The 18,704-nt window shown below is 63.4% G+C and carries 14 protein-coding genes, 2 tRNA genes and 1 riboswitch; all 16 genes read right to left on the bottom strand.

Going from position 1 to position 18,704, the window contains the following annotated elements; genetic code table 11:
• Nucleotides 1-117: 117 nt before the first annotated feature.
• Complete coding sequence (gene gdhA / locus BMY52_RS01045) at nucleotides 118-1,467, bottom strand: NADP-specific glutamate dehydrogenase (protein ID WP_090249752.1); 1,350 nt, start codon at nucleotides 1,465-1,467, stop codon at nucleotides 118-120.
• Between the two features lie 109 nt (nucleotides 1,468-1,576).
• The gene (locus tag BMY52_RS01040) at nucleotides 1,577-4,573 is read right to left on the bottom strand and encodes a diguanylate cyclase (RefSeq protein ID WP_177169790.1); all 2,997 of its coding nucleotides are present in this window, start codon (nucleotides 4,571-4,573) and stop codon (nucleotides 1,577-1,579) included.
• Nucleotides 4,574-4,809: 236 nt separating this feature from the next.
• A complete protein-coding gene (locus tag BMY52_RS01035; RefSeq protein WP_177169789.1) occupies nucleotides 4,810-5,784 on the bottom strand; it encodes an META domain-containing protein in 975 nt (324 codons plus the stop codon).
• 146 nt (nucleotides 5,785-5,930) lie between these two features.
• A tRNA-Glu gene (locus BMY52_RS01030) sits at nucleotides 5,931-6,006 on the bottom strand.
• Between the two features lie 107 nt (nucleotides 6,007-6,113).
• A complete protein-coding gene (locus tag BMY52_RS01025; protein WP_090249745.1) occupies nucleotides 6,114-6,305 on the bottom strand; it encodes a hypothetical protein in 192 nt (63 codons plus the stop codon).
• Nucleotides 6,306-6,337: 32 nt separating this feature from the next.
• Nucleotides 6,338-6,413, bottom strand: a tRNA-Ala gene (locus tag BMY52_RS01020).
• 28 nt (nucleotides 6,414-6,441) lie between these two features.
• Nucleotides 6,442-7,857 carry a glutamate--tRNA ligase gene (gene gltX, locus BMY52_RS01015; protein ID WP_090249743.1) on the bottom strand — a complete coding sequence of 472 codons (1,416 nt, stop codon included), beginning with the start codon at nucleotides 7,855-7,857 and terminating at the stop codon, nucleotides 6,442-6,444.
• Nucleotides 7,858-7,966: 109 nt separating this feature from the next.
• The gene (locus BMY52_RS01010) at nucleotides 7,967-8,716 is read right to left on the bottom strand and encodes an adenosylcobinamide-GDP ribazoletransferase (protein ID WP_090249740.1); all 750 of its coding nucleotides are present in this window, start codon (nucleotides 8,714-8,716) and stop codon (nucleotides 7,967-7,969) included.
• Nucleotides 8,716-9,345 carry a histidine phosphatase family protein gene (locus BMY52_RS01005; protein WP_245740478.1) on the bottom strand — a complete coding sequence of 210 codons (630 nt, stop codon included), beginning with the start codon at nucleotides 9,343-9,345 and terminating at the stop codon, nucleotides 8,716-8,718. The genes BMY52_RS01010 and BMY52_RS01005 overlap by 1 nt, the downstream gene beginning before the upstream one ends.
• A gap of 2 nt (nucleotides 9,346-9,347) precedes the next feature.
• Complete coding sequence (gene cobT, locus BMY52_RS01000) at nucleotides 9,348-10,406, bottom strand: nicotinate-nucleotide--dimethylbenzimidazole phosphoribosyltransferase (RefSeq protein WP_090249738.1); 1,059 nt, start codon at nucleotides 10,404-10,406, stop codon at nucleotides 9,348-9,350.
• Nucleotides 10,403-10,927 (bottom strand): bifunctional adenosylcobinamide kinase/adenosylcobinamide-phosphate guanylyltransferase, encoded by a 525-nt coding sequence (gene cobU, locus BMY52_RS00995; RefSeq protein ID WP_090249735.1) that lies wholly within the window; start codon nucleotides 10,925-10,927, stop codon nucleotides 10,403-10,405. Before cobU ends, cobT begins: the two co-directional genes overlap by 4 nt.
• Nucleotides 10,924-12,390 (bottom strand): cobyric acid synthase, encoded by a 1,467-nt coding sequence (locus BMY52_RS00990; RefSeq protein WP_090249732.1) that lies wholly within the window; start codon nucleotides 12,388-12,390, stop codon nucleotides 10,924-10,926. Before BMY52_RS00990 ends, cobU begins: the two co-directional genes overlap by 4 nt.
• Complete coding sequence (gene cobD, locus BMY52_RS00985) at nucleotides 12,387-13,433, bottom strand: threonine-phosphate decarboxylase CobD (protein ID WP_245740476.1); 1,047 nt, start codon at nucleotides 13,431-13,433, stop codon at nucleotides 12,387-12,389. The genes BMY52_RS00990 and cobD overlap by 4 nt, the downstream gene beginning before the upstream one ends.
• 371 nt (nucleotides 13,434-13,804) lie before the next feature.
• Nucleotides 13,805-14,716, bottom strand: a complete 912-nt coding sequence (gene cbiB, locus BMY52_RS00980; RefSeq protein ID WP_090249731.1) for an adenosylcobinamide-phosphate synthase CbiB — start codon at nucleotides 14,714-14,716, stop codon at nucleotides 13,805-13,807.
• A gap of 171 nt (nucleotides 14,717-14,887) precedes the next feature.
• On the bottom strand, nucleotides 14,888-16,177 hold the full coding sequence (locus tag BMY52_RS00975; RefSeq protein ID WP_090249728.1) for a cobyrinic acid a,c-diamide synthase CobB: 1,290 nt from the start codon (nucleotides 16,175-16,177) through the stop codon (nucleotides 14,888-14,890).
• A gap of 156 nt (nucleotides 16,178-16,333) precedes the next feature.
• Nucleotides 16,334-18,154: a TonB-dependent receptor domain-containing protein gene (locus BMY52_RS00970; protein ID WP_090249726.1), complete on the bottom strand. Its 1,821-nt coding sequence runs from the start codon at nucleotides 18,152-18,154 to the stop codon at nucleotides 16,334-16,336.
• 162 nt (nucleotides 18,155-18,316) lie between these two features.
• A riboswitch (cobalamin riboswitch) is annotated at nucleotides 18,317-18,571 on the bottom strand.
• Between the last annotated feature and the right edge of the window lie 133 nt (nucleotides 18,572-18,704).

The following is an 18,704-nucleotide window of genomic DNA, read 5'->3' as shown; positions in this document are numbered from 1 at the left end:
CCGGAGGGGAGAAGGGAGCTTAAGGCTCCACTCTTCGGTCGGTGCTAAGGAATATCAGAGCCCCTCTCCCCCTTTGGGGAGAGGGGTTGGGGTGAGGGGCCGGCGTGCCCCCGAGGCTCAGACCACGCCCATGGCCATCATGGCACGCCCCACCTTCAGGAAGCCGGTGATGTTGGCGCCGGTCACATAGTTACCCGGGGCACCAAACTCCTCGGCGGTCTCGTAGCAGTTGCGGTGGATATCCACCATGATCTCCCGCAGACGATCCTCGGTGTGCTCGAAGGTCCAGGAGTCGCGGCTGGCGTTCTGCTGCATCTCCAGGGCACTGGTGGCCACCCCGCCGGCATTGGCCGCCTTGCCCGGGCCGAAGGCGATGCCGGCGTCGGAGAAGATACGCACCGCTTCGGGGGTGCAGGGCATGTTGGCACCCTCGGCCACGAGGATGCAGCCGTTCTTCACCAGGGCCTTGGCATCGTGACCATTGAGCTCGTTCTGGGTCGCACAGGGCAATGCCACATGGCAGGGCACTTCCCAGATGTTGCCATCTTCCAGATACCTGGCACTCTTCTTCTCCTGGGCATAGACGCTGATCCGGCGACGCTCCACTTCCTTGATCTGCTTGATCAGATCCAGGTCGATGCCTTCCTCGTCCACGATCACGCCGTTGGAGTCGGAGCAGGCCACCACCTTGGCGCCCAGTTCCATGGCCTTCTCCATGGCATAGATAGCCACGTTGCCAGAGCCGGAGACCACGCAGGTCTTGCCGTCCAGGGAATCGGAACGCACCTTGAGCATCTCGTGCGTGAAGAACACGGTGCCAAAGCCGGTGGCTTCCTTGCGGGCGCGGCTGCCGCCCCAATCCAGGCCCTTGCCGGTGAACACGCCCGATTCATAGCGGTTGGTGATGCGCTTGTACTGCCCGAACAGGAAGCCGATCTCCCGCTGACCCACGCCGATGTCGCCAGCGGGCACATCCGTATATTCCCCCAGGTGGCGGTACAACTCCGTCATCAAGCTCTGACAAAAGCGCATGATCTCGCCGTCGGAACGCCCCTTGGGGTCGAAATCGCTGCCGCCTTTGCCGCCGCCGATGGGCATGCCGGTGAGGGCATTCTTGAAGATCTGCTCAAAGCCCAGGAATTTGATGATGCCCAGGTAAACGGAGGGATGAAAGCGCATCCCCCCCTTGTAGGGGCCCAACGCACTGTTGAACTCCACCCTGAAGGCGCGATTGATGTGGGTCTGCCCCTTGTCGTCCTGCCAGGGCACCCGGAAAATGATCTGCCGCTCAGGCTCGCAGACCAACTGGATGATCTTGCGATCGGCCAGTTCAGGGTATTTCACCAGCACTGGACCGAGGGTTTCCAACACTTCCCGCACGGCCTGGTGAAATTCCGTTTCCCCGGGGTTCCTGTGCAGCACTTCCTGATAGATGGGTTCCAGCTTTTCGTCCAGACCTGCGACCATGGGATGGCTTCTCCGCGTCATTCGATGTGTTTAAGCCGGGCATTGTAACCTTTCCTACAATGCCTTGGGCATTCCCGGTCCAACCTGAAAGCCCGCCGCCAACGGGCGCTCACGAATCCGGCGCGGCAAGAAATTCCACGCGGTTGCGACCCGTCGACTTGGCCTGATACAGGGCCGTATCGGCCCGCTGCAAGGCATCATCCGGCGACATGTCCGTGGTGCATAACGGGGTCAGGCCGATGCTCACCGTGATGGGGATACTCTGTGCCCCCACCTTCACCGGCACCTGCTCCACACGTGCGCGCAGACGCTCGGCCAGGTGCAGGGCCGCTTCAGTCTCGGTGTCGGGCAGCAGGACAGAGAACTCTTCACCCCCTACCCGCCCGGGAATATCCGTCTTGCGCAGGCAATCGCGCATCAGGTGGGCAAAATGCCGCAGCACCGCATCTCCGGCGGAGTGTCCATAATTGTCGTTCACGGCCTTGAAGTAATCCAGATCCAGTATCATCACCACGGCCTGATGGCTGCCACGCTCCAGGCGGGCGATCTCCTCGGTGACGCGTGAGAGAAAATGCCGACGATTGGCCAGGCCCGTGAGATAGTCCGTGGTGGCCATCTCCCTGAGTTCCTGCTCCATGCGCTTGCGTTCGCTGATGTCCGTGACAGTGCCCACCATGCGCAAGGGCTTGCCACGCAAGTCCCGGCGCACCACCAGCCCCCGGGACAGGACCCACCGCCATTGCTCCCGCTCACTGCGCACCCGATGCTCGCAGGCAAAGTTGGGCAGACGGCCATCCAGGTGCGACCACAGATGTTCGTTGAGGTGATCCAGGTCATCCGGATGCACCCGGGCCAGCCACTGCTCATAACGGGGCGCGGAATGCTTGTCGTCGATGCCCACGATGTTCATGCAACGATGGGACAGAATCACCTCATTGGACTCCAGATTCCAGTCCCAGACACCATCTCCAGACCCTTCCAGGGCGAAACGCCAGCGCTCGGCACTCTCCTTGAGGGCCGCGGCATCCCGGGTGCGCTCGATGGCAATGGCCGCCAGGTTCGCCTTCTCCTGGATCAAATGGATATCGCGTTCACTGGGGCTGTGGATGTGTTCATGATAGATGGCAAATGTCCCCAGCACCTGGCCGCGGGTTGACAGAATGGGCGCCGACCAACAGGAGGCCAGACCGGCCTCCCGAGCAATGGCCCTGCCTGGCGCCCAACGCGGGTCCGTCTGGATATCATCCGCGATGACCACCTTGCCGGTGGCCGCTGCATGACCGCAACTGCCGACGTTTTCCTGTATCGGCGTCCCATTGACGGCGCGATTGAAAAAGGTCGGCAGACTCGGGGCAGCCCCCACCAGGAGCGTACCGCCGGACTCATCCGCCAGCATGATGCTGCAGCGCATGTCCGGGCACTCCAGTTCCACCTCCTGGGCCAGCACTTCCAGGATGATCTGTAGCTGCGCCCCCTGGGCCAGCAGCGAAAGCACATGACTGCGGGAGGCCTCCCGTTGTTCTTGCTGTTTTCGCGGGGTAATGTCGGTGAGCACTCCCTCGAAAACCAGAGGCTCGCCAGCCTCGCTGTATTCCGCGCGGGTGAACTCCTCGATCCATATGACATCGCCGGTCACCGTGATCACCCGGTACTCCTGACGATATCGCGGACGTCGTTGACGCACATGCTCGACCACCTCGGCCTCCACCCGATCCCGGTCATCGGGGTGCACCAGGTCCAGGAAGGGCAGTTCACCGGAGACCAACTCTGCCGTCGGAAGACCCCACCGAGCCACATTGCTGGACAGATATTCCACCGGCCAACCCGGCTGCGGTGACCAACGACACAGGACCACCGGGCTGGACTCCACCAGCTTGTTGGCCAGTTCCAGGGCCTCCAAAGCGGTCAGCCGATCCAGCGCCACGGAGAGGTCTTCGACCATCTCGGCCAGGAATGACATCACGGACGGACTGAAGAAACCGGGCTCGTCGGAAAACAGATTCACCGTGCCGCTCACGGCGCCCCGGCCTCCAAGAGCGAAGCGAACCAGGGCCCGACGCCCGGCCCGTGCCGCTGATCGGGACCCTGGCAGCCCCTCATCCGGATGGAGTTCATTGAGCACCAGGCGCCCACCATCGTCCGCCTCCAGGCCCTGTTGCCATTCCCTGGAACTGTGCAAGGGATCGATGTCGCCCACGTCCTCGCCCGCACGGGCAAACACCCTCAGATTGCGGGTATCCGAAAGCTCCCATACCCCGATCCAACAGGCACTGAACCTGCCTTCCGTGACGCTGATGCGGCAGACCTCCTGCAACAGGGGCTTGAGGCCTCGCGTACGAACAATGGCCTGGTTGACCCGGCTGATCAGGTTTTGCAGGTGTTGCTGCCGACGGGCTTCCCGCGTCACCTTCTGGACCTCGGTGAGGTCACGCAGGGTCACCAGGCAGCCCTGCAGGACACCGCTGGCATCGCGCACGGCACGCACATGCATGCCCGCGTAGACCACATGTCCATCCTGATGCAGAAAACGCTTCTCCCCCACATAGGCCTCGGCACCGCCCGAGCACAGCTCGTGAAAGGCCTGCTGATCAAAATCGGGATCGGAGGGATCGGAGACAGCCTCCCACGGCTGGTCAAGCAAGGCCTCACGCTCATAACCCAGGATTTCACACAATCGGTCATTGACCGCCCGCCAGCGATAAGCCACCGGATCCAGGATGGCCATGCCCATCACGTGCAGGTCGTAGAAATGCCGCAGCAGACCGTTGGCCTGGGAATTCGGTGGGGGGGTACGCAGACGCTCTGCCAGGAAAAAAACGAACGTTTCCGGTTCAGCATCGCACGCGGGTTCACGCGCCACCAGCAGATCCACCCGGAAACCACGACCCGCGGTGTCCACGCAGGCCACATCCTGGGCAAGAGAGGCCCCCTTGTCCGCAGCCTCCAGGAGGAGATCTTCAAACAAATCGGGCTGGCCCGGAGCCACCCACTCCCCCAGATGCAGCTTCCCCCCGAACGGCTGACCGGTGCGCCCGCTGAGCTGCAGCAGACTGCCGGCCATCTCATTCACGCTGAGGATGATGCCCTTGCGATCCGACTTGACCATTGCAAGAGGCATCCCCGGGATGGAAGAGGCCACTTCTCCACCCGGAACATCCATCAACCATGGTGCTGTCCTATCCTGTGACATCACGACCTGCCCGGTGTCGGAAAGGAGACCGCCTCCCCTCCCATGATTGGACAATAGCATCCCCGCGGCGCCCCAGGGTAGCGATTGACCTCCTCTCCGGATAACCGGAATAATTGTCTGGCATCAATGGTTTGGATGCCGAGACAAACGCGTTACTCGTCGCCCCTCACCGCCCGCAGGCTGAGACCCTCTTCGGTTTCCAGTACCAGAGCACCATCCTCATCAAAACGGTGCTGGCTCACCGACTCCAGGTGCCGCAGGAAGAAGCGCTCCTGCTCCATCACCGGCTCGGGGCAGGCCATCCGGGTACTGGCCAGGGGGCCCACCTCCATGGCCTCCCCGGTCAGGCGATAGGGCCCCGTATAACGATTGCAGAAGGCGACTCCTGCCACCCGCTCCCCGGCCAGAAAATCAACCGTCGCGCGGGAATCGTCCAGCAAGGGCTCATCGTCCATGCTCACCACGCGCCATTCCTCCCCCACGAGCAGATCATGGGGATCGCCTCCACACCCTTTCACCCGGGCTTCCCCCCAGGTCAGGCTCACCTGGTCCGGATAGCTCATGCCAGTCATGGTGTCACGGCACAGTCCTGGCTCAATACGAATGTCAAGCGGCCCTTCGTCGGTGGATGCCGCATAAAGGGCGCTTGGGCCCTCCATGGTGACGTCTGGCGTGGGTAGAGTCAGTGTCCGTTGGCCATAGTCCATGGACAACTCCAGCCTCTCCGGCCCGATATCCACCCGCCAGCCAGGTTCATTGCCCTGGGCGCGATAGGTGGGTGGCCGGGTCACATGGCAGTCCAGCCGCGTCTCATCATCCAGTGTGAGCACAGCCTCATCTCCCCGGTTCCAGAAGGACACGGGACTGCCATTCACACTGCCCGCATACCGGGCACCAGAGGCGGCGCGCTCGGCCTGGAGTTGATGGATATGGTTATCCATGACCAGTTCGAGGGTTTCCCCCCGAAAGCGGGTGATCACGGGAATGCCCCCACAATCCCAGAGCGCGTCACCCAGTCGCGCCGGATCAAGGCCATCTTGCTCCAGCTGGACGTGATCTTCCTCGCCACAGCCCACCAGCGCCCACACCGAGGCAGCGGCAACACCAACCAGACACCACTTGTTCATGACATGCTCCATCCAGGGAAAGTACCGCTCATCATCATACGCGGCGCACCAATAAAGCCAATGGGAATGCGGTCACGCCATGGAGAATCCACAACGAAAAAGGCCCGGAAAACCATTACTGGTCATCCGGGCCTTGATCTTGAAGATGGCGTCCCCACGGGGATTCGAACCCCGGTCGCCGCCGTGAAAGGGCGGTGTCCTAGGCCTCTAGACGATGGGGACTAGAGAAAGCGGGCATTCTAGCAGAAAAAATTATTTTTGCCAGAACTTTTTAAGTGTTCTTGAAAGGCCAGGACAAGACCTTTCAAAACCACTCTCTCGGATCACATTCAGTCCCTGGGCGCCGTTAAAACAACGGTGACCAGTCCAGTAAAGACCAACAGGAAACTGATCGGAACCAACGAGAGAAAATACTTTGCCAAGTCATCGTAACCGGTGAACATGGCGGTAAAACCGGTGATCAGGCTGATCAAACAGATCAGCGCCCCGACCAGCATCGACATCTTGCCTAATCGATACATGCCGGATCTTCCTGATCACCGGGTAAAGCATTTGGTGGAGCCAGGCGGGATCGAACCGCCGACCTCTTGCATGCCATGCAAGCGCTCTCCCAGCTGAGCTATGGCCCCGAAGGAGGTGCGTATATTACGGGTCGTTTCAGGTGTTGTCAACAGTTTGTGACTCAATCCATTCAACGGCCTGCTTGATACGCCTGAGGGTGCGTTCCCGACCGAGCAGATACAGGGTCTGATCGATGGAGGGAGAAACCGAACCCCCGGTTGCCGCCACCCGAAGGGGCTGTGCAACTTTGCCCAATTTTAACTCCAAACGTTCCGCAACGCCACCCACCGCGAGGTGAATCGACTCGGGTTGCCATTCGGCCAGGGCATCCAGGGCGCCATGCAGGGCCTGGAGCACCGGCGCGGCCTCGGGCTTGAGATTCTTGCGGGCGGCCTTTTCCTCGTAGGCGTCGAAGTCCTGGTAGAAATACAGGCTGGTATCCGCCATCTCCACCAGGGTCTTGGCGCGGTCACGCTGCACATCCACCACTTCACGCAACGGAGGATGGCCCGACGGATCCACGTTGTGCTGACCCATGTGCCAGGACAGCTGGCGAGCCACGTAGTCGTGGTTCAAGGTCTTGATGTAGTGCTGATTGAGCCACAGCAGCTTCTCTGGATTGATGGCGGAGGCCGAGTGATTCACATCATCGATGTCGAAGAGTTCGATGAGTTCATCCAGGGTGAAGATCTCCTGATCACCATGGGACCAGCCCAGACGCACCAGATAGTTGATCAGGGCCTCGGGCAGGAACCCGTCGTCCCGGTACTGCATCACGCTCACCGCCCCATGGCGCTTGGAGAGTTTGGCGCCATCCGGCCCCAGTATCATGGGCAGGTGGGCGTAACGCGGCGGCTCCACGCCCAGGGCCTTGAGGATGTTGATCTGCCGGGGCGTGTTGTTCAGGTGATCATCCCCGCGGATCACGTGGGTGATCTGCATGTCCCAGTCGTCCACCACCACGGTGAGGTTGTAGGTGGGGGTGCCGTCGGAGCGGGCGATGATCAGGTCATCCAGCTCGCTGTTCTGGAAGGTGACCCGGCCACGCACCATGTCGTCCACGGTGGTGATGCCTTCCACCGGATTCTTGAAACGAATCACTGGCTCCACCCCTTCGCGAGGCTCCTTGCGCATCCGGCAGCGACCGTCGTAACGGGGCTTTTGCTTGCGCGCCATCTGTTCCTCGCGCATGGCATCCAGTTCTTCCCGGGTGCAGTAGCAACGATAGGCATGGCCTTCGTCCATCAGCCGTTGCACCACCTCCTTATAGCGATCAAACCGCTCGGTCTGATAGAAGGGGCCTTCGTCGTATTCCAGGCCCAGCCAGTTCATGCCTTCCAGGATGGCGTTCACCGATTCCGCATTGGATCGAGCCAGGTCGGTATCCTCAACACGCAGCACGAATTCTCCGCCGTGCTTGCGTGCATACAGCCAGGAGAACAACGCCGTACGGGCGCCACCGATATGGAGATAACCTGTCGGGCTCGGGGCGAAACGGGTGCGAACTTTCATGGAGTCCCTCGGTTGTGGGGTTGGCTATGAAGCCGCATAGAGTAGCAGAGGGCTCGGGTGGCTTCACCTTGACCACCTGCCCCGGATCAAGTTTCGATCCGGGGCAGGTTCACATCATCAGGACCACGGCCACCAAAACGCCGGCCTCCACCAACTCCGCCAGGGCACCGGCGGTATCCCCTGTGGTGCCGCCGATGCGGTGGCGCATCCAGATGCGGCCGAGGAGGAATACCCCCCCTGCACCGAGCAGGGCCCATAGCCCCACCCAACCCAGGCCAAGCATCAGGGGCATTACGGCAACGGCCACACCCACCCCGAGCGTGACCACCCAGGCGGCGGATCGGGGAAAATGTTCGGCCAGCAGACTGCCCATGCCACCGGGCCGCACATAGTCGGTGGTGAGAAACAGCAGTGGCAGGGCAGCCCGCCCCAGCAGGGGCGCCAGGATCAGGGCCATCCAGCCCCCCTGCCCCAGCAGCGCCAGCAATTCCAGCACAGCGGCAAACTTGACCAGCAACACCAGGATGAGGGCCGTCACACCGGCGGGTCCGCAACGGGGATCCTTCATGATCTCCAGGGTGCGTTCCCGATCCCCCAACCCACCGATCCAGGCATCGGCGGTGTCGGCCAGCCCGTCCATGTGCATCAACCCGGTGAGCACCACCCAGGCAACGATGATCAATGCCGCCGCCAGCACCCCCTCCCCCAGCAGCCAGGCCAGGCCCGCCAGGCACAGCCCCATGAGCAGTCCCACCAGGGGGTAGTGCAACAACGACTGCCCCACCTGCCGGTCGGTGGGATTGTTCCAGGACACAGGGAAACGGGTCAAAAAACGCAGGGCCACCAGGAATGGCTTCATCAAGACAGATCTCCGGCTGTTGCTTCCATCTCCACCGCGCCCAGTGCACTGACGGTACTCACCGTGCCCCCCGCCTGCAGATGAATGCGGAAGACGCAGGCATGGGGCACTTCCAGTTTGAGCAGGTCCGACAGGGGGCGTTGCTGCACATGGAGCAGGATGAGGCGGATCACCCCCCCATGGGTGACCAGCAGTTGCGGACCGGCATCCCTTCGCGTCAGGGCCGCCTCCCAGGCCAGCAATACCCGCTCACGGAAGGCCACCAGGGGCTCGGCCCCCGGCGGGATGTGGTTCAGCGGGTCCTGCCAGAACCGCCCCAGGGCCTCGGGCTCACTCTCCATGAGCTCCGCTGCGGTGCGCCCTTCCCAGGCACCAAAATGCATCTCCCGCAAACGGGGCTCTTCCTGGAGCGGGATCCCCGCTTCCCGGGACCAGTCCTGTGCGGGAGCCAGGCAGCGCCGCAGGGGGGAGCTGATCATCTGTTGCCAGGGGCCGTGACGATCATGGCCGGCCTGCATCCGTGCCCGGCCCAGATCCGTGAGGGCGTCATCCAGGCTGCCGCGAAAGGCGAAACCACCGGTGGTTTCGCCGTGACGCATGAGGTCGATATAAGAGGTGGAAGAGGACACGCTTACTCGGGCTCCGACACCTGGGCCTCATCGAAGGTGGCCATGCGACCATGCAGATCGCAGGCCAGGCGCAGCAGGGGCACCGCGGTAGCCGCGCCGCTGGCCTCGCCCAGGCGCATGCCCAGATCCAGCAGGGGATCGGCGGCCAGGGAGGACAACACGTGACGATGGCCCGGCTCCGCCGAGGCATGCCCGAAGATCATCCAGTGACGGGCACTGGGACAGATGCGCGCCGTGGCCAGGGCGGCGGCGGAACTGATGAAGCCATCCACCATGATAGGCATCCCCATCTGGGCACAGGCCAGGTAGGCACCACTCATGGCCGCCATCTCGAAGCCTCCCAGGCGACGCAGGCATTCCACCGGGTCTTCCAGGTGGTCCTTGTGGAAGGCCAGGGCCCGGCGCAACACCTCGGCCTTGTGGCTCACCCCGGCCACGTCCAGCCCGGTACCGGGGCCCGCCAGTTCGCGCGGGTCCAGCCCCATGAGGGCGCAGGCCAGGCCGGCGGCAGCGGTGGTATTGCCGATGCCCATCTCGCCGGCGATATAGAGTTCGGTACCCGCCAGGCGGGCGCGCTCGGCACTGTGGCGACCCGCGTTCATGGCCAGGGCCAGTTGATGCACATCCATGGCCGGCGCAGAGACAAAATTTGCGGTACCCGGGCCCACGCGCACATCCAGCACCCCCTCCAGGGGGCCGGTGTCCGTGACGGTGCCCAGGTTGATCACCTCAAGCTGGGCATCCAGGGATCGGGCCAGCACGCTGATGGCCGCCCCGCCCCGGGCAAAGTTGCGTACCATCTCCGCCGTGACCGACTGGGGAAACCGGGAGATGCCCTCGGCCGCCACGCCGTGGTCGCCGGCGAAGATGCTGATCTGGACCTTATCCACACGGGGCGTGGCACTGCCCTGCATGCCGGCCAGGCGGCAGGCCAGGGGTTCCAGCAGGCCCAGGGAGCCCAGGGGTTTGGTCAGGCGGGTCTGGCGTTCTTCCGCATCCAGGCGGGCCTGTTCGTCGATATCGGCGGCAGGCACCTGCAGCCAGGGGGTTTCATTATTCAAAGGCTTTCTCCTTTCAATACCAGGGGCAGGCCGGCGATGGTCAGTACCACGCGGTCGCTTCGCGCCGCCACGGCCTGATGAAGCCGGCCGGCTTCGTCACAAAAACGTCGGGTCAACTCTCCCATGGGCACGATGCCCATGCTGGTCTCGTTGCTCACCATGATCAGGTGTCCGGGCAGATCCGGCAGCGCCTCCAGAAAACGGGTCTGTTCCTGGCGGCAGGTGTCCTCATCCTCGTCCCAGAGCAGGTGGGTGAGCCACAAGGTCAGGCAATCCACCAGCAGGCAGTGGCCGGGCCGGGCGTGCGCCTGCAGCACGTCGCCCAGATTGCCCTCCGCCTCCACCAGACCCCAGTCATCGGGTCGGCGGTCCTGATGGTGCTGGATGCGCTGACGCATCTCCTCGTCATCCCGCATTCGGGCCGTGGCCACATAGGTCACCGGCAGCCCGGTCTCCATGGCCCGGCGTTCGGCCAGGGCGCTCTTGCCGGAGCGCACACCGCCCAGGATCAGTTCTTTCATTCCAGCCACTCCAGAATCCGGTCCATGTCCAGATGGGTCTCCACCGTATCGGCCAGTTGCTCGAAACCGGCCTCCCGGTCCTGGGACAGATCCCTGCCGGACACGGCATCCAGCCCCGCCCAGGCCAGCAGGGCACTGAGTGTCTCGCCGCGATCGAACAGCCCATGGACATAGGTGCCCATCACCTGCCCATCGTCCGATAGGGCCCCATCCGGCCCATGGTTCAGTTGTGTTGCCGGCCTTGCCAGCGCCTTGCCGCGACTCACGCCGGCGTGGATCTCGTAGCCTTCCAGGGGCGTGCCATCCTGCAAATGCCCCTGCACCTGGCGTAGCTGTTTGCCCTGGGCCAGCGTGGTCTCCATCTCAAGCAGTCCCAGCCCATGGCTGCTGCCCGGCGCGCCTTCCACCCCTTCCGGGTCATGGATGGCGTGCCCGAGCATCTGCAAGCCGCCGCAGATCCCCAAAAGGCGCCCGCCATAGCGCAGGTGTCTGAAGATCTCCTTCACCCAGCCCTGTTCGTGCAGCCAGGTCAGATCGGCCCGCACCGCCTTGGAGCCGGGCAGGATGACCAGGTCCGCCGGTGGCAGGGTGTCCCCCGGCCCGGCCCAGATGAGATTCACCCGGGGGTGCAGCCTCAAGGGGTCGAAGTCGGTGTGGTTGCTGATGCGGGGCAGCACGGGCACCACCACGTTCAGTACCGGCTCGCCCTGCGGGCCGCCTGTCGCTCTGCCGGTGAGCGCCTCGGACAGTCCATCCTCCGCCTCCAGGTACAGCCCCTTGAGATACGGCAGCACCCCCAGCACCGGCTTGCCGGTCTCCTGCTCCAGCCATTCCAGACCCGACTCCAGCAACCGGATATCGCCGCGAAAGCGATTGATCACAAAGCCGACCACCCGATCACGTTCCGAGGCCGACAACAGGGCCAGGGTACCCACCAGGTGGGCGAACACACCGCCACGGTCGATATCGGCCACCAGGATCACCGGGCAATCCACCGCCTCGGCAAAGCCCATGTTGGCGATATCCCCCTCGCGCAGGTTGATCTCGGCCGGGGAGCCTGCGCCCTCCACCAGCACCACGCCATGCCGGGCCAGCAGACGCCCGTGGGCGGCCACCACCCGGCCAAGCAACTCCGGCTTCATGCGGTGATAGGCGCCTGCGTCCGATAAGGTCAGGGGCTGCCCGTCCAGGATCACCTGCGCCCCCTGATCCGAGCAGGGCTTGAGCAGCACCGGGTTCATGTCGGTATGGGGTGCCACCCGGCAGGCCGCGGCCTGCACCGCCTGGGCGCGGCCGATCTCGCCGCCCTCGGGGGTGACGGCGCTGTTCAGGGCCATGTTCTGGGGCTTGAAGGGGGCCACGGACAAGCCGCGCCGCACCAGGGCACGGCCCAGGGCCGTCACCAGGGTGCTCTTGCCCGCATCGGAGGTGGTGCCCTGGATCATCAGGGTGCCTCGACTCATGCGCCGCTCGCTCCGAGCACTTCCTTCAATGCATCTTCGAGGCGTTGCCACTGCGATTCGTCCGCAGGCAGGCCAAAACGCAGGCTGAGCGGATCCGTGAACAGCCGGGTCAGGATGCCCTGGCGCCGCAAGGCCTGGTGAACCTCCCGGGCCTGGTCGGTGCGGCCCCATTGAAAAAGTGAAGTGCCGCCATCAGGCGGCAGGCCGTGAGTATCCAGGCAATCCCTGAGCCGTGCCCCGGCCTCATAAAGGCTAAAGCGGGTCTGTTCCTGCCAGTCGCGATCCTCCAGGGCCTGGGTGGCCACCCAGCGCGAGGGCCCGGTCACGGTCCATGGCCCCAGGGCGGCAGCCAGGCGCTGACGGATGTCCGCCTCGGCGAAGACAAACCCCACCCGGGCACCGGCCAGGCCGAAAAACTTGCCCAGGGAACGCAGCACGATCAGGCCCGGCTGGGGGCAGATGGGGGCCAGGCTGCGCTCCGGGGTGGCATCCATGAAGGCCTCATCGATGATCAGCCAGCCGCCCTTGTCCGCCAGGCGTTGATGCCAGGACTGTAGCCGAGCGGGGTCGAACAGGGCGCCGGTGGGGTTGTTGGGATACACCAGCAGCAGGGCATCCAGGGCCGGCAGATGTGCCTCGATGGTCTCCGGCGCCAGGGCCCGCACCGTGTGACCGGCCCGCTTCCAGGCATGGGCATGCTCGCCGTAGCTGGGGTGCAGCACCCCCACGCACCGGCCCGGCGGCAGCAAGGTGGGCAGGGCCTGAATGGCTGCCTGGGAGCCGGCCACGGGCAGGAGGGCGTCGCTACCATAATAATGTGTGGCCGCCGCCTCCAGGCCATCGTCCTCTTCCGGAAGACGCATCCACTGGGAAGTGGGCACGGCAGGTACGGGCCAGCCATTGGGGTTGATCCCGGTGGACAGGTCGAGCCAGTCCTCCAGGGGAATACCCTCTTCCCGGGCCGCTGCACGCAGACGCCCCCCATGTGGCAGCAAATGTACCAAGGGTGAGCCTGCCGGGTTGTCTGCGTTGGATTGGGTCAAGCCTTTGGTCCTCAAGATCAGTACAAAACACCCCTGAAGGAGCGGCCCCTGTGTGGGCGCGGCCCCTGTGGAAGCGGCCCTCGGCCGCGAAGAGCCCACCCCCGTGGGAGCGGCCCTCGGCCGCGAATGGCCAAGCCATCGGCCTCGAACCCACACCAGAGACCGGAGTGGACCTCGGGGCGCCCGGATTCCTTACAGCGGGACGCCGTGGATACATCCCTGTAGGCTCTGCAGCCGCGTCCTGCGGCTGAAGCCCGCTTACAGGAACCCGGGCACCCCGAGGTCCGGACGCATCGGAGTTTTTTTCGAACGGCCATTCGCGGCCGAGGGCCGCTCCCACGGGGGATTGGCTGGGCAATCATCTGGCCTCATCACATCATGACGATCAGGGCACCGATTCCCAACACCGCCAGCCAGATCCCCATGGCCCGGCGCATCAGGTCCAGCGCCCGATCGATATCCACGCCCCGGGCATCCGAGCCCTCGCCCAGGTCCGGGCGCGCCTCGCTGCGTCCATGGTAGATGGCCGCCCCACCCAGACGCACGCCCAGGGCCCCGGCACCAGCGGCCATCACCGGGCCGGCGTTGGGGCTCTTCCACACCGTTCCCTGACGGCGCCAACAGCGGAAGGCCCGGCGTGTGCCCTCCAGCCCACCCGCGGCCAGGGCATAGGCCAGGGCCGTCAGGCGCGCGGGAATCCAATTGAGCACGTCATCCAGCCGCGCCGCCGCCCAGCCAAAGTGCCGGTAACGGTCATTCCGATAACCCCACATGGCATCCAGGGTGTTCACCAGCCGATAGGCGACCACGCCGGGCGCTCCCGCCACCACGAACCAGAAGATGGGGGCGAATACGGCATCGTTTCCGTTCTCCAGCACCGACTCCACGGTGGCCTTGCTGATCTCCTGCTCATCAATATCCTGGGTGTCCCGGCTCACCAGAAAGGCCACCCGCTGCCGGGCCTGGGGCAGATCACCCTGCACCAGGGCCGCGCCGATGCCGCGCCCGTGCTCTGCGAGGCTGCGCCAGCCAATGGCCAGGTACAACAGCAGGAGTTCCACTGCCCACCCCCAGGCCGGCGCGGCCAACCAGGCGCTGAACAGTACCAGCGGGATCACCAGCCCCGCCACCAACCAGGCCCCGCGGCGCCGGTCATCGGCATAGCCGCGCCGCTCCGCTGCGTCGATCAGCGCCCCGAAGCCCACCAGGGGATGCCAGCGCCGGGGTTCGCCCAGCAGGCGGTCCAGCAGCAGGGCTGCCAGGATGAGGGTGAATGTCAGCATGCGGGTGTCATCTCAGCACTTCCAACGGCCATCTTGGGCATGGGGCCCTCTGTTCCCCCCTCATCCCCGACCCTTCTCCCCCCAGGGGAGAAGGGAGTTTGAGCCCCTCTCCCGCTGGCGGGAGAGGGGTTGGGGTGAGGGCCGCGGCGAGCACACTGCCCCAAGGCTCCCTCACCCACCAAACAATCTCCCCACTGCCTCAGGATTGGAAGGAAAATAAAGATGCACATACGTCGCCGTCAGCCCCCCCACCCGATACACCGGCTCCGACGTCGCACGCCCATTAGGGCACCTCGACCGCGTCAACGGGGTCAGCGGTGACTCCATGGCCGAGTGATGGAAGGTGTGCCCGCGCAGGACACCCTCGGGCAAGGTCACCTCCTGAGGCCCCAGCGACGCCAGCCTCCCCTGCATCCGCGCCGACCCGGTCAGCAGGCCAGCCATTTCAGCGCCTTGCCCCTCCTTGTCCTCCAGCCGGTCCAGCAAATAGAGCATGCCACCACATTCCGCCAGCAGCGGCCGCCCGGCCTGTACGTGGTCGGCCAGGTCCCGCTTCAATCCCACATTGGCCGCCAGGGCCTGCATGTGCAGCTCCGGATACCCCCCGGGCAGATACACCGCATCCGCCTCGGGCAACCCCTCCCCGGCCACCGGAGAGAAGAACCGCAGATTGGCCCCCATCCGCTCCAACAACTCCAGATTGGCGGGATAGATGAAGGCAAAGGCCTGATCCCGGGCGATGGCAATGCGCCGACCCTCCAGGGATCGCGGCGGCGGCTCGGCATGACCCGGCTCAAAGGCCACCGGCGGCGGCAGCCCCTCCGGCTTCCAAACCAGCTGCGCCGCAGCGGCCTCCAGCCGCGCATCGAGATCCGCGATCTCCTCGGCCTGCACCAGGCCCAGATGCCGACTGGGCAACGCGGCGTCGGCGGACTTGGGCAGATAACCAAAGGCGGTGAGGTGTTCGGGCAGGCATTCCATGAGCATGCCGTAATGTCGCTCTCCACTGACGCGATTGGCCAGCACACCGGCAAAGGGCACGTCGGAGCGAAAGGTGGACAGACCATGGGCCAGGGCACCGAAGGTCTGGGCCATGGCGGCGCCGTTGATGGCCGGCATCACCGGGATGCCGAACCGGGCAGCGATGTCGGCGCTGGAGGGTCGCCCGTCGAACAGACCCATCACGCCTTCCACCAGGATCAGATCCGACTCGCCCGCCGCTTCATACAGGCGTTGCCGGGCGTCTTCCTCACCGGTCATCCACATGTCCAGGGTGTGCACCGGGTGGCCACTGGCCTGCTGGTGGATCATGGGGTCGAGGAAATCCGGCCCCGCCTTGAACACCCGCACCCGCCGGCCCTGGTTGCGATGATAGCGGGCCAGCGCCGCCGTCACGGTGGTCTTGCCCTGGCCGGACGCCGGTGCGGTGATGAGCAGGGCTGGGCAGTGGTGGGTGGTCATGGTCGGCCTCGCAGATTCACATCGTCGCCCTCACCCCAACCCCTCTCCCGCAGGCGGGAGAGGGGCTAAGAACGCGTAGCTTCCCTAGGAGAAGAAAGCCTATCAGCTCCCTTCTCCCCTCGGGGGAGAAGGGCCGGGGATGAGGGGCGGCGGAGGTCACTGTTGCTGGTAGTTTAACGTGACGAAGAAGGCACGGCCGGGTTGATTGTAGTCGACGTAGTAGGAAGAACCTTGAGCGAAGTCATAGACACGACTTCGCGTGGTCACATAATCCTTATCAAGAGCATTGTCCAGCTTCGCACTCAAAGTCCACTCGGTGGAAATCTTATAGGATGCCCGAAGATCAACTAGCGCAAAGCCGCCAAGACGATCCTCGTTAGCCTTATCATTGAACCTGTGACCTTCCGCTGTTATCGTTGCCCCCACAGAAAACCTATTCCAATATCTATCTAAATCCAGACGCCCAGTATTCTCTGGACGACGTTCCAGTTCTTTTCCTGTATCGAGATCTTCATGGTCAAGGTGAGTTAATGTGGCACGGAACGACCAATAATTCACTTCAAGGCCAGCTTCCAGCTCGACACCGCGGATTCTCGCGTTGTCAATATTTTCAACAGGAAACACAGGAATGAGATCTTCAATATTCGTCTGGAAGAGCGCCGCATCCCCATAATAGTTGCCTGACGAATACCGAACACCTGCCTCGAAGGTCTCAGAACGCTCAGGCTTCACGTCCTGATTCCCGTAGCCGGGATAGTAGAGTTCATTAAATGTTGGCGCATTGAAAGCGGTACCAACACTGGCACGTCCACGCCAATCGTCGGCAAGTTGAACTCCCAAAGCCACCTGTCCCGTCGTTTCAGTCCCGAATGCCTCGTTATCGTCATGGCGTAAGCTAAGTGCGATGTCGTACTGCCCAACATCGGTTTGCCACTGACCGAACAACCCCACATTATCGCGACTGGTTCGGGAGAAATCCTCAGAGACTGTGACACGCTCATCGAGGTAATCCGCCCCTAAGGTCAATAGATTGTTCTGGCCAACAAAAAAATCATTCTGTAATGATATAAGATTCCTAGCAGTATTGAACTTCGAGGAGAGGCCACCAAATCGATTTAATTCATCGCGACTATGGGAAAGACTTAAGGAACTAAACCACGCGTCATTCACTTGACCACGAAGTCCTAACTGAGCAGCGCTATGTTCAAACTTGTACCAATCTTTCTCGTTAGCATCAAATTCCGTTTCACCTTCAGAATGGAATATCGTAGCAAACAACTCTGTCACATCAGTTATGTCGTGTGACAAGCGAGCGGTAACGGACGTATTGTCGTAACCATCCCGATCATCGTCGCCTACGCCGTCCTGGACGTTTATTCCATCAGTCGAAGAATGGCTAGCGGAGAAGTTGTACCGGGTACTCTCCTTCGACCCAGACACACCAGCGCCCATTTCCCAAGTATTAAACGACCCTGCTCCGATATGCGCCCGGATTCGCGCTGGCCCATCCCCTTTCTTGGTGAACACCTGGATTACCCCCCCAATGGCGTCCGAGCCATAAAGACTGGTCCTTGGCCCACGTACAATCTCGATGCGCTCGATCTCCGAAGGTGGCAAGAACTGCCAGGATGCACCACCGGTGGTGGCCGACCCCATCCGCACCCCATCAACCAGCAACAAGGTGTGATCCGAGTTGGTCCCCCGCATGAAAAGACTGGTGGCTTTGCCGAAAGGGCCGTTCTGACTCACACCAATACCCGCCCGCCCCCTCAACAAATCCACAAACTCCTTCGGCTGCAGCCGCTCGATCTCCTCGCGGTCGATCACGGTGACGGAGGCCAGGGTCTGGTCGGTGGTCTGGGCTGTGCGGGTGGGGGTGACCAGGATGGGGTCCAGTTGGGCCAACTGTTCCTGGGCGCTGACGAGGGTGGGGATGGCCAGCAGAACGGCTGCCGGCAGGAAGGATCGGGTTTGCATGTAGGTGCTCTCCGGTGCGCCGCCCGCGCACCTGTGGTTGGGCCAGGATGCGGCACGAGGAGAGCAGCGGATCGATCAGGCCCGTGGGTGCGTGGAGCACCGCAAGGCGAGATCCGCCGGAATGAGACCCGAAAAGACGAGCCGCGCAAAGCCCTCCGCAATGCCGCGTGAACGCATCAGGCCGGTCTCCGGGCTTGCGGACGGGTCATGATCTGACCGGGTCAAGGCACCTTCCCACGCTTGCGCGCAGTGGCTTACCGCCTTGCCTGGGCTCCTGCGGTGACGTGCAGAAACCCTCGTCTCGCCTACCGTTGCGGGGGCAGCGCCGGACTGGTCTGCTGAATCTGGCAGACGTACCGGCTTCCCGTTTCACCAGACGGATGTCAATCATCTGGCACCTGAAGCGAGGCGGTATCATACGCAAACGATTGTGGATATTCCAATGTGGGCCGCAGGGGTTACTGGGCATCCATGCTCCTGAGGCGCGCCTATTCGCGGCCGAGGGCCGCTCCCACAAGGCTCCATTCAAGCCTGGGAGCCCCCCCCCCCG

This window comes from Ectothiorhodospira marina, assembly GCF_900109495.1.
In the GTDB taxonomy this organism is placed as follows: Bacteria; Pseudomonadota; Gammaproteobacteria; order Ectothiorhodospirales; family Ectothiorhodospiraceae; genus Ectothiorhodospira; species Ectothiorhodospira marina.
This window is presented reverse-complemented; position numbering and strand designations above follow the sequence as displayed.

Bases quoted from the DNA above. Each gene is read 5' to 3' on its own strand.
- gdhA (WP_090249752.1), bottom strand. From the start codon at position 1,467: ATGGTCGCAGGTCTGGACGAAAAGCTGGAACCCATCTATCAGGAAGTG.
- BMY52_RS01040 (WP_177169790.1), bottom strand. From the start codon at position 4,573: ATGGTCAAGTCGGATCGCAAGGGCATCATCCTCAGCGTGAATGAGATG.
- BMY52_RS01035 (WP_177169789.1), bottom strand. From the start codon at position 5,784: ATGAACAAGTGGTGTCTGGTTGGTGTTGCCGCTGCCTCGGTGTGGGCG.
- BMY52_RS01025 (WP_090249745.1), bottom strand. From the start codon at position 6,305: ATGTATCGATTAGGCAAGATGTCGATGCTGGTCGGGGCGCTGATCTGT.
- gltX (WP_090249743.1), bottom strand. From the start codon at position 7,857: ATGAAAGTTCGCACCCGTTTCGCCCCGAGCCCGACAGGTTATCTCCAT.
- BMY52_RS01010 (WP_090249740.1), bottom strand. From the start codon at position 8,716: ATGAAGCCATTCCTGGTGGCCCTGCGTTTTTTGACCCGTTTCCCTGTG.
- cobU (WP_090249735.1), bottom strand. From the start codon at position 10,927: ATGAAAGAACTGATCCTGGGCGGTGTGCGCTCCGGCAAGAGCGCCCTG.
- BMY52_RS00990 (WP_090249732.1), bottom strand. From the start codon at position 12,390: ATGAGTCGAGGCACCCTGATGATCCAGGGCACCACCTCCGATGCGGGC.
- cbiB (WP_090249731.1), bottom strand. From the start codon at position 14,716: ATGCTGACATTCACCCTCATCCTGGCAGCCCTGCTGCTGGACCGCCTG.
- BMY52_RS00975 (WP_090249728.1), bottom strand. From the start codon at position 16,177: ATGACCACCCACCACTGCCCAGCCCTGCTCATCACCGCACCGGCGTCC.
- BMY52_RS00970 (WP_090249726.1), bottom strand. From the start codon at position 18,154: ATGCAAACCCGATCCTTCCTGCCGGCAGCCGTTCTGCTGGCCATCCCC.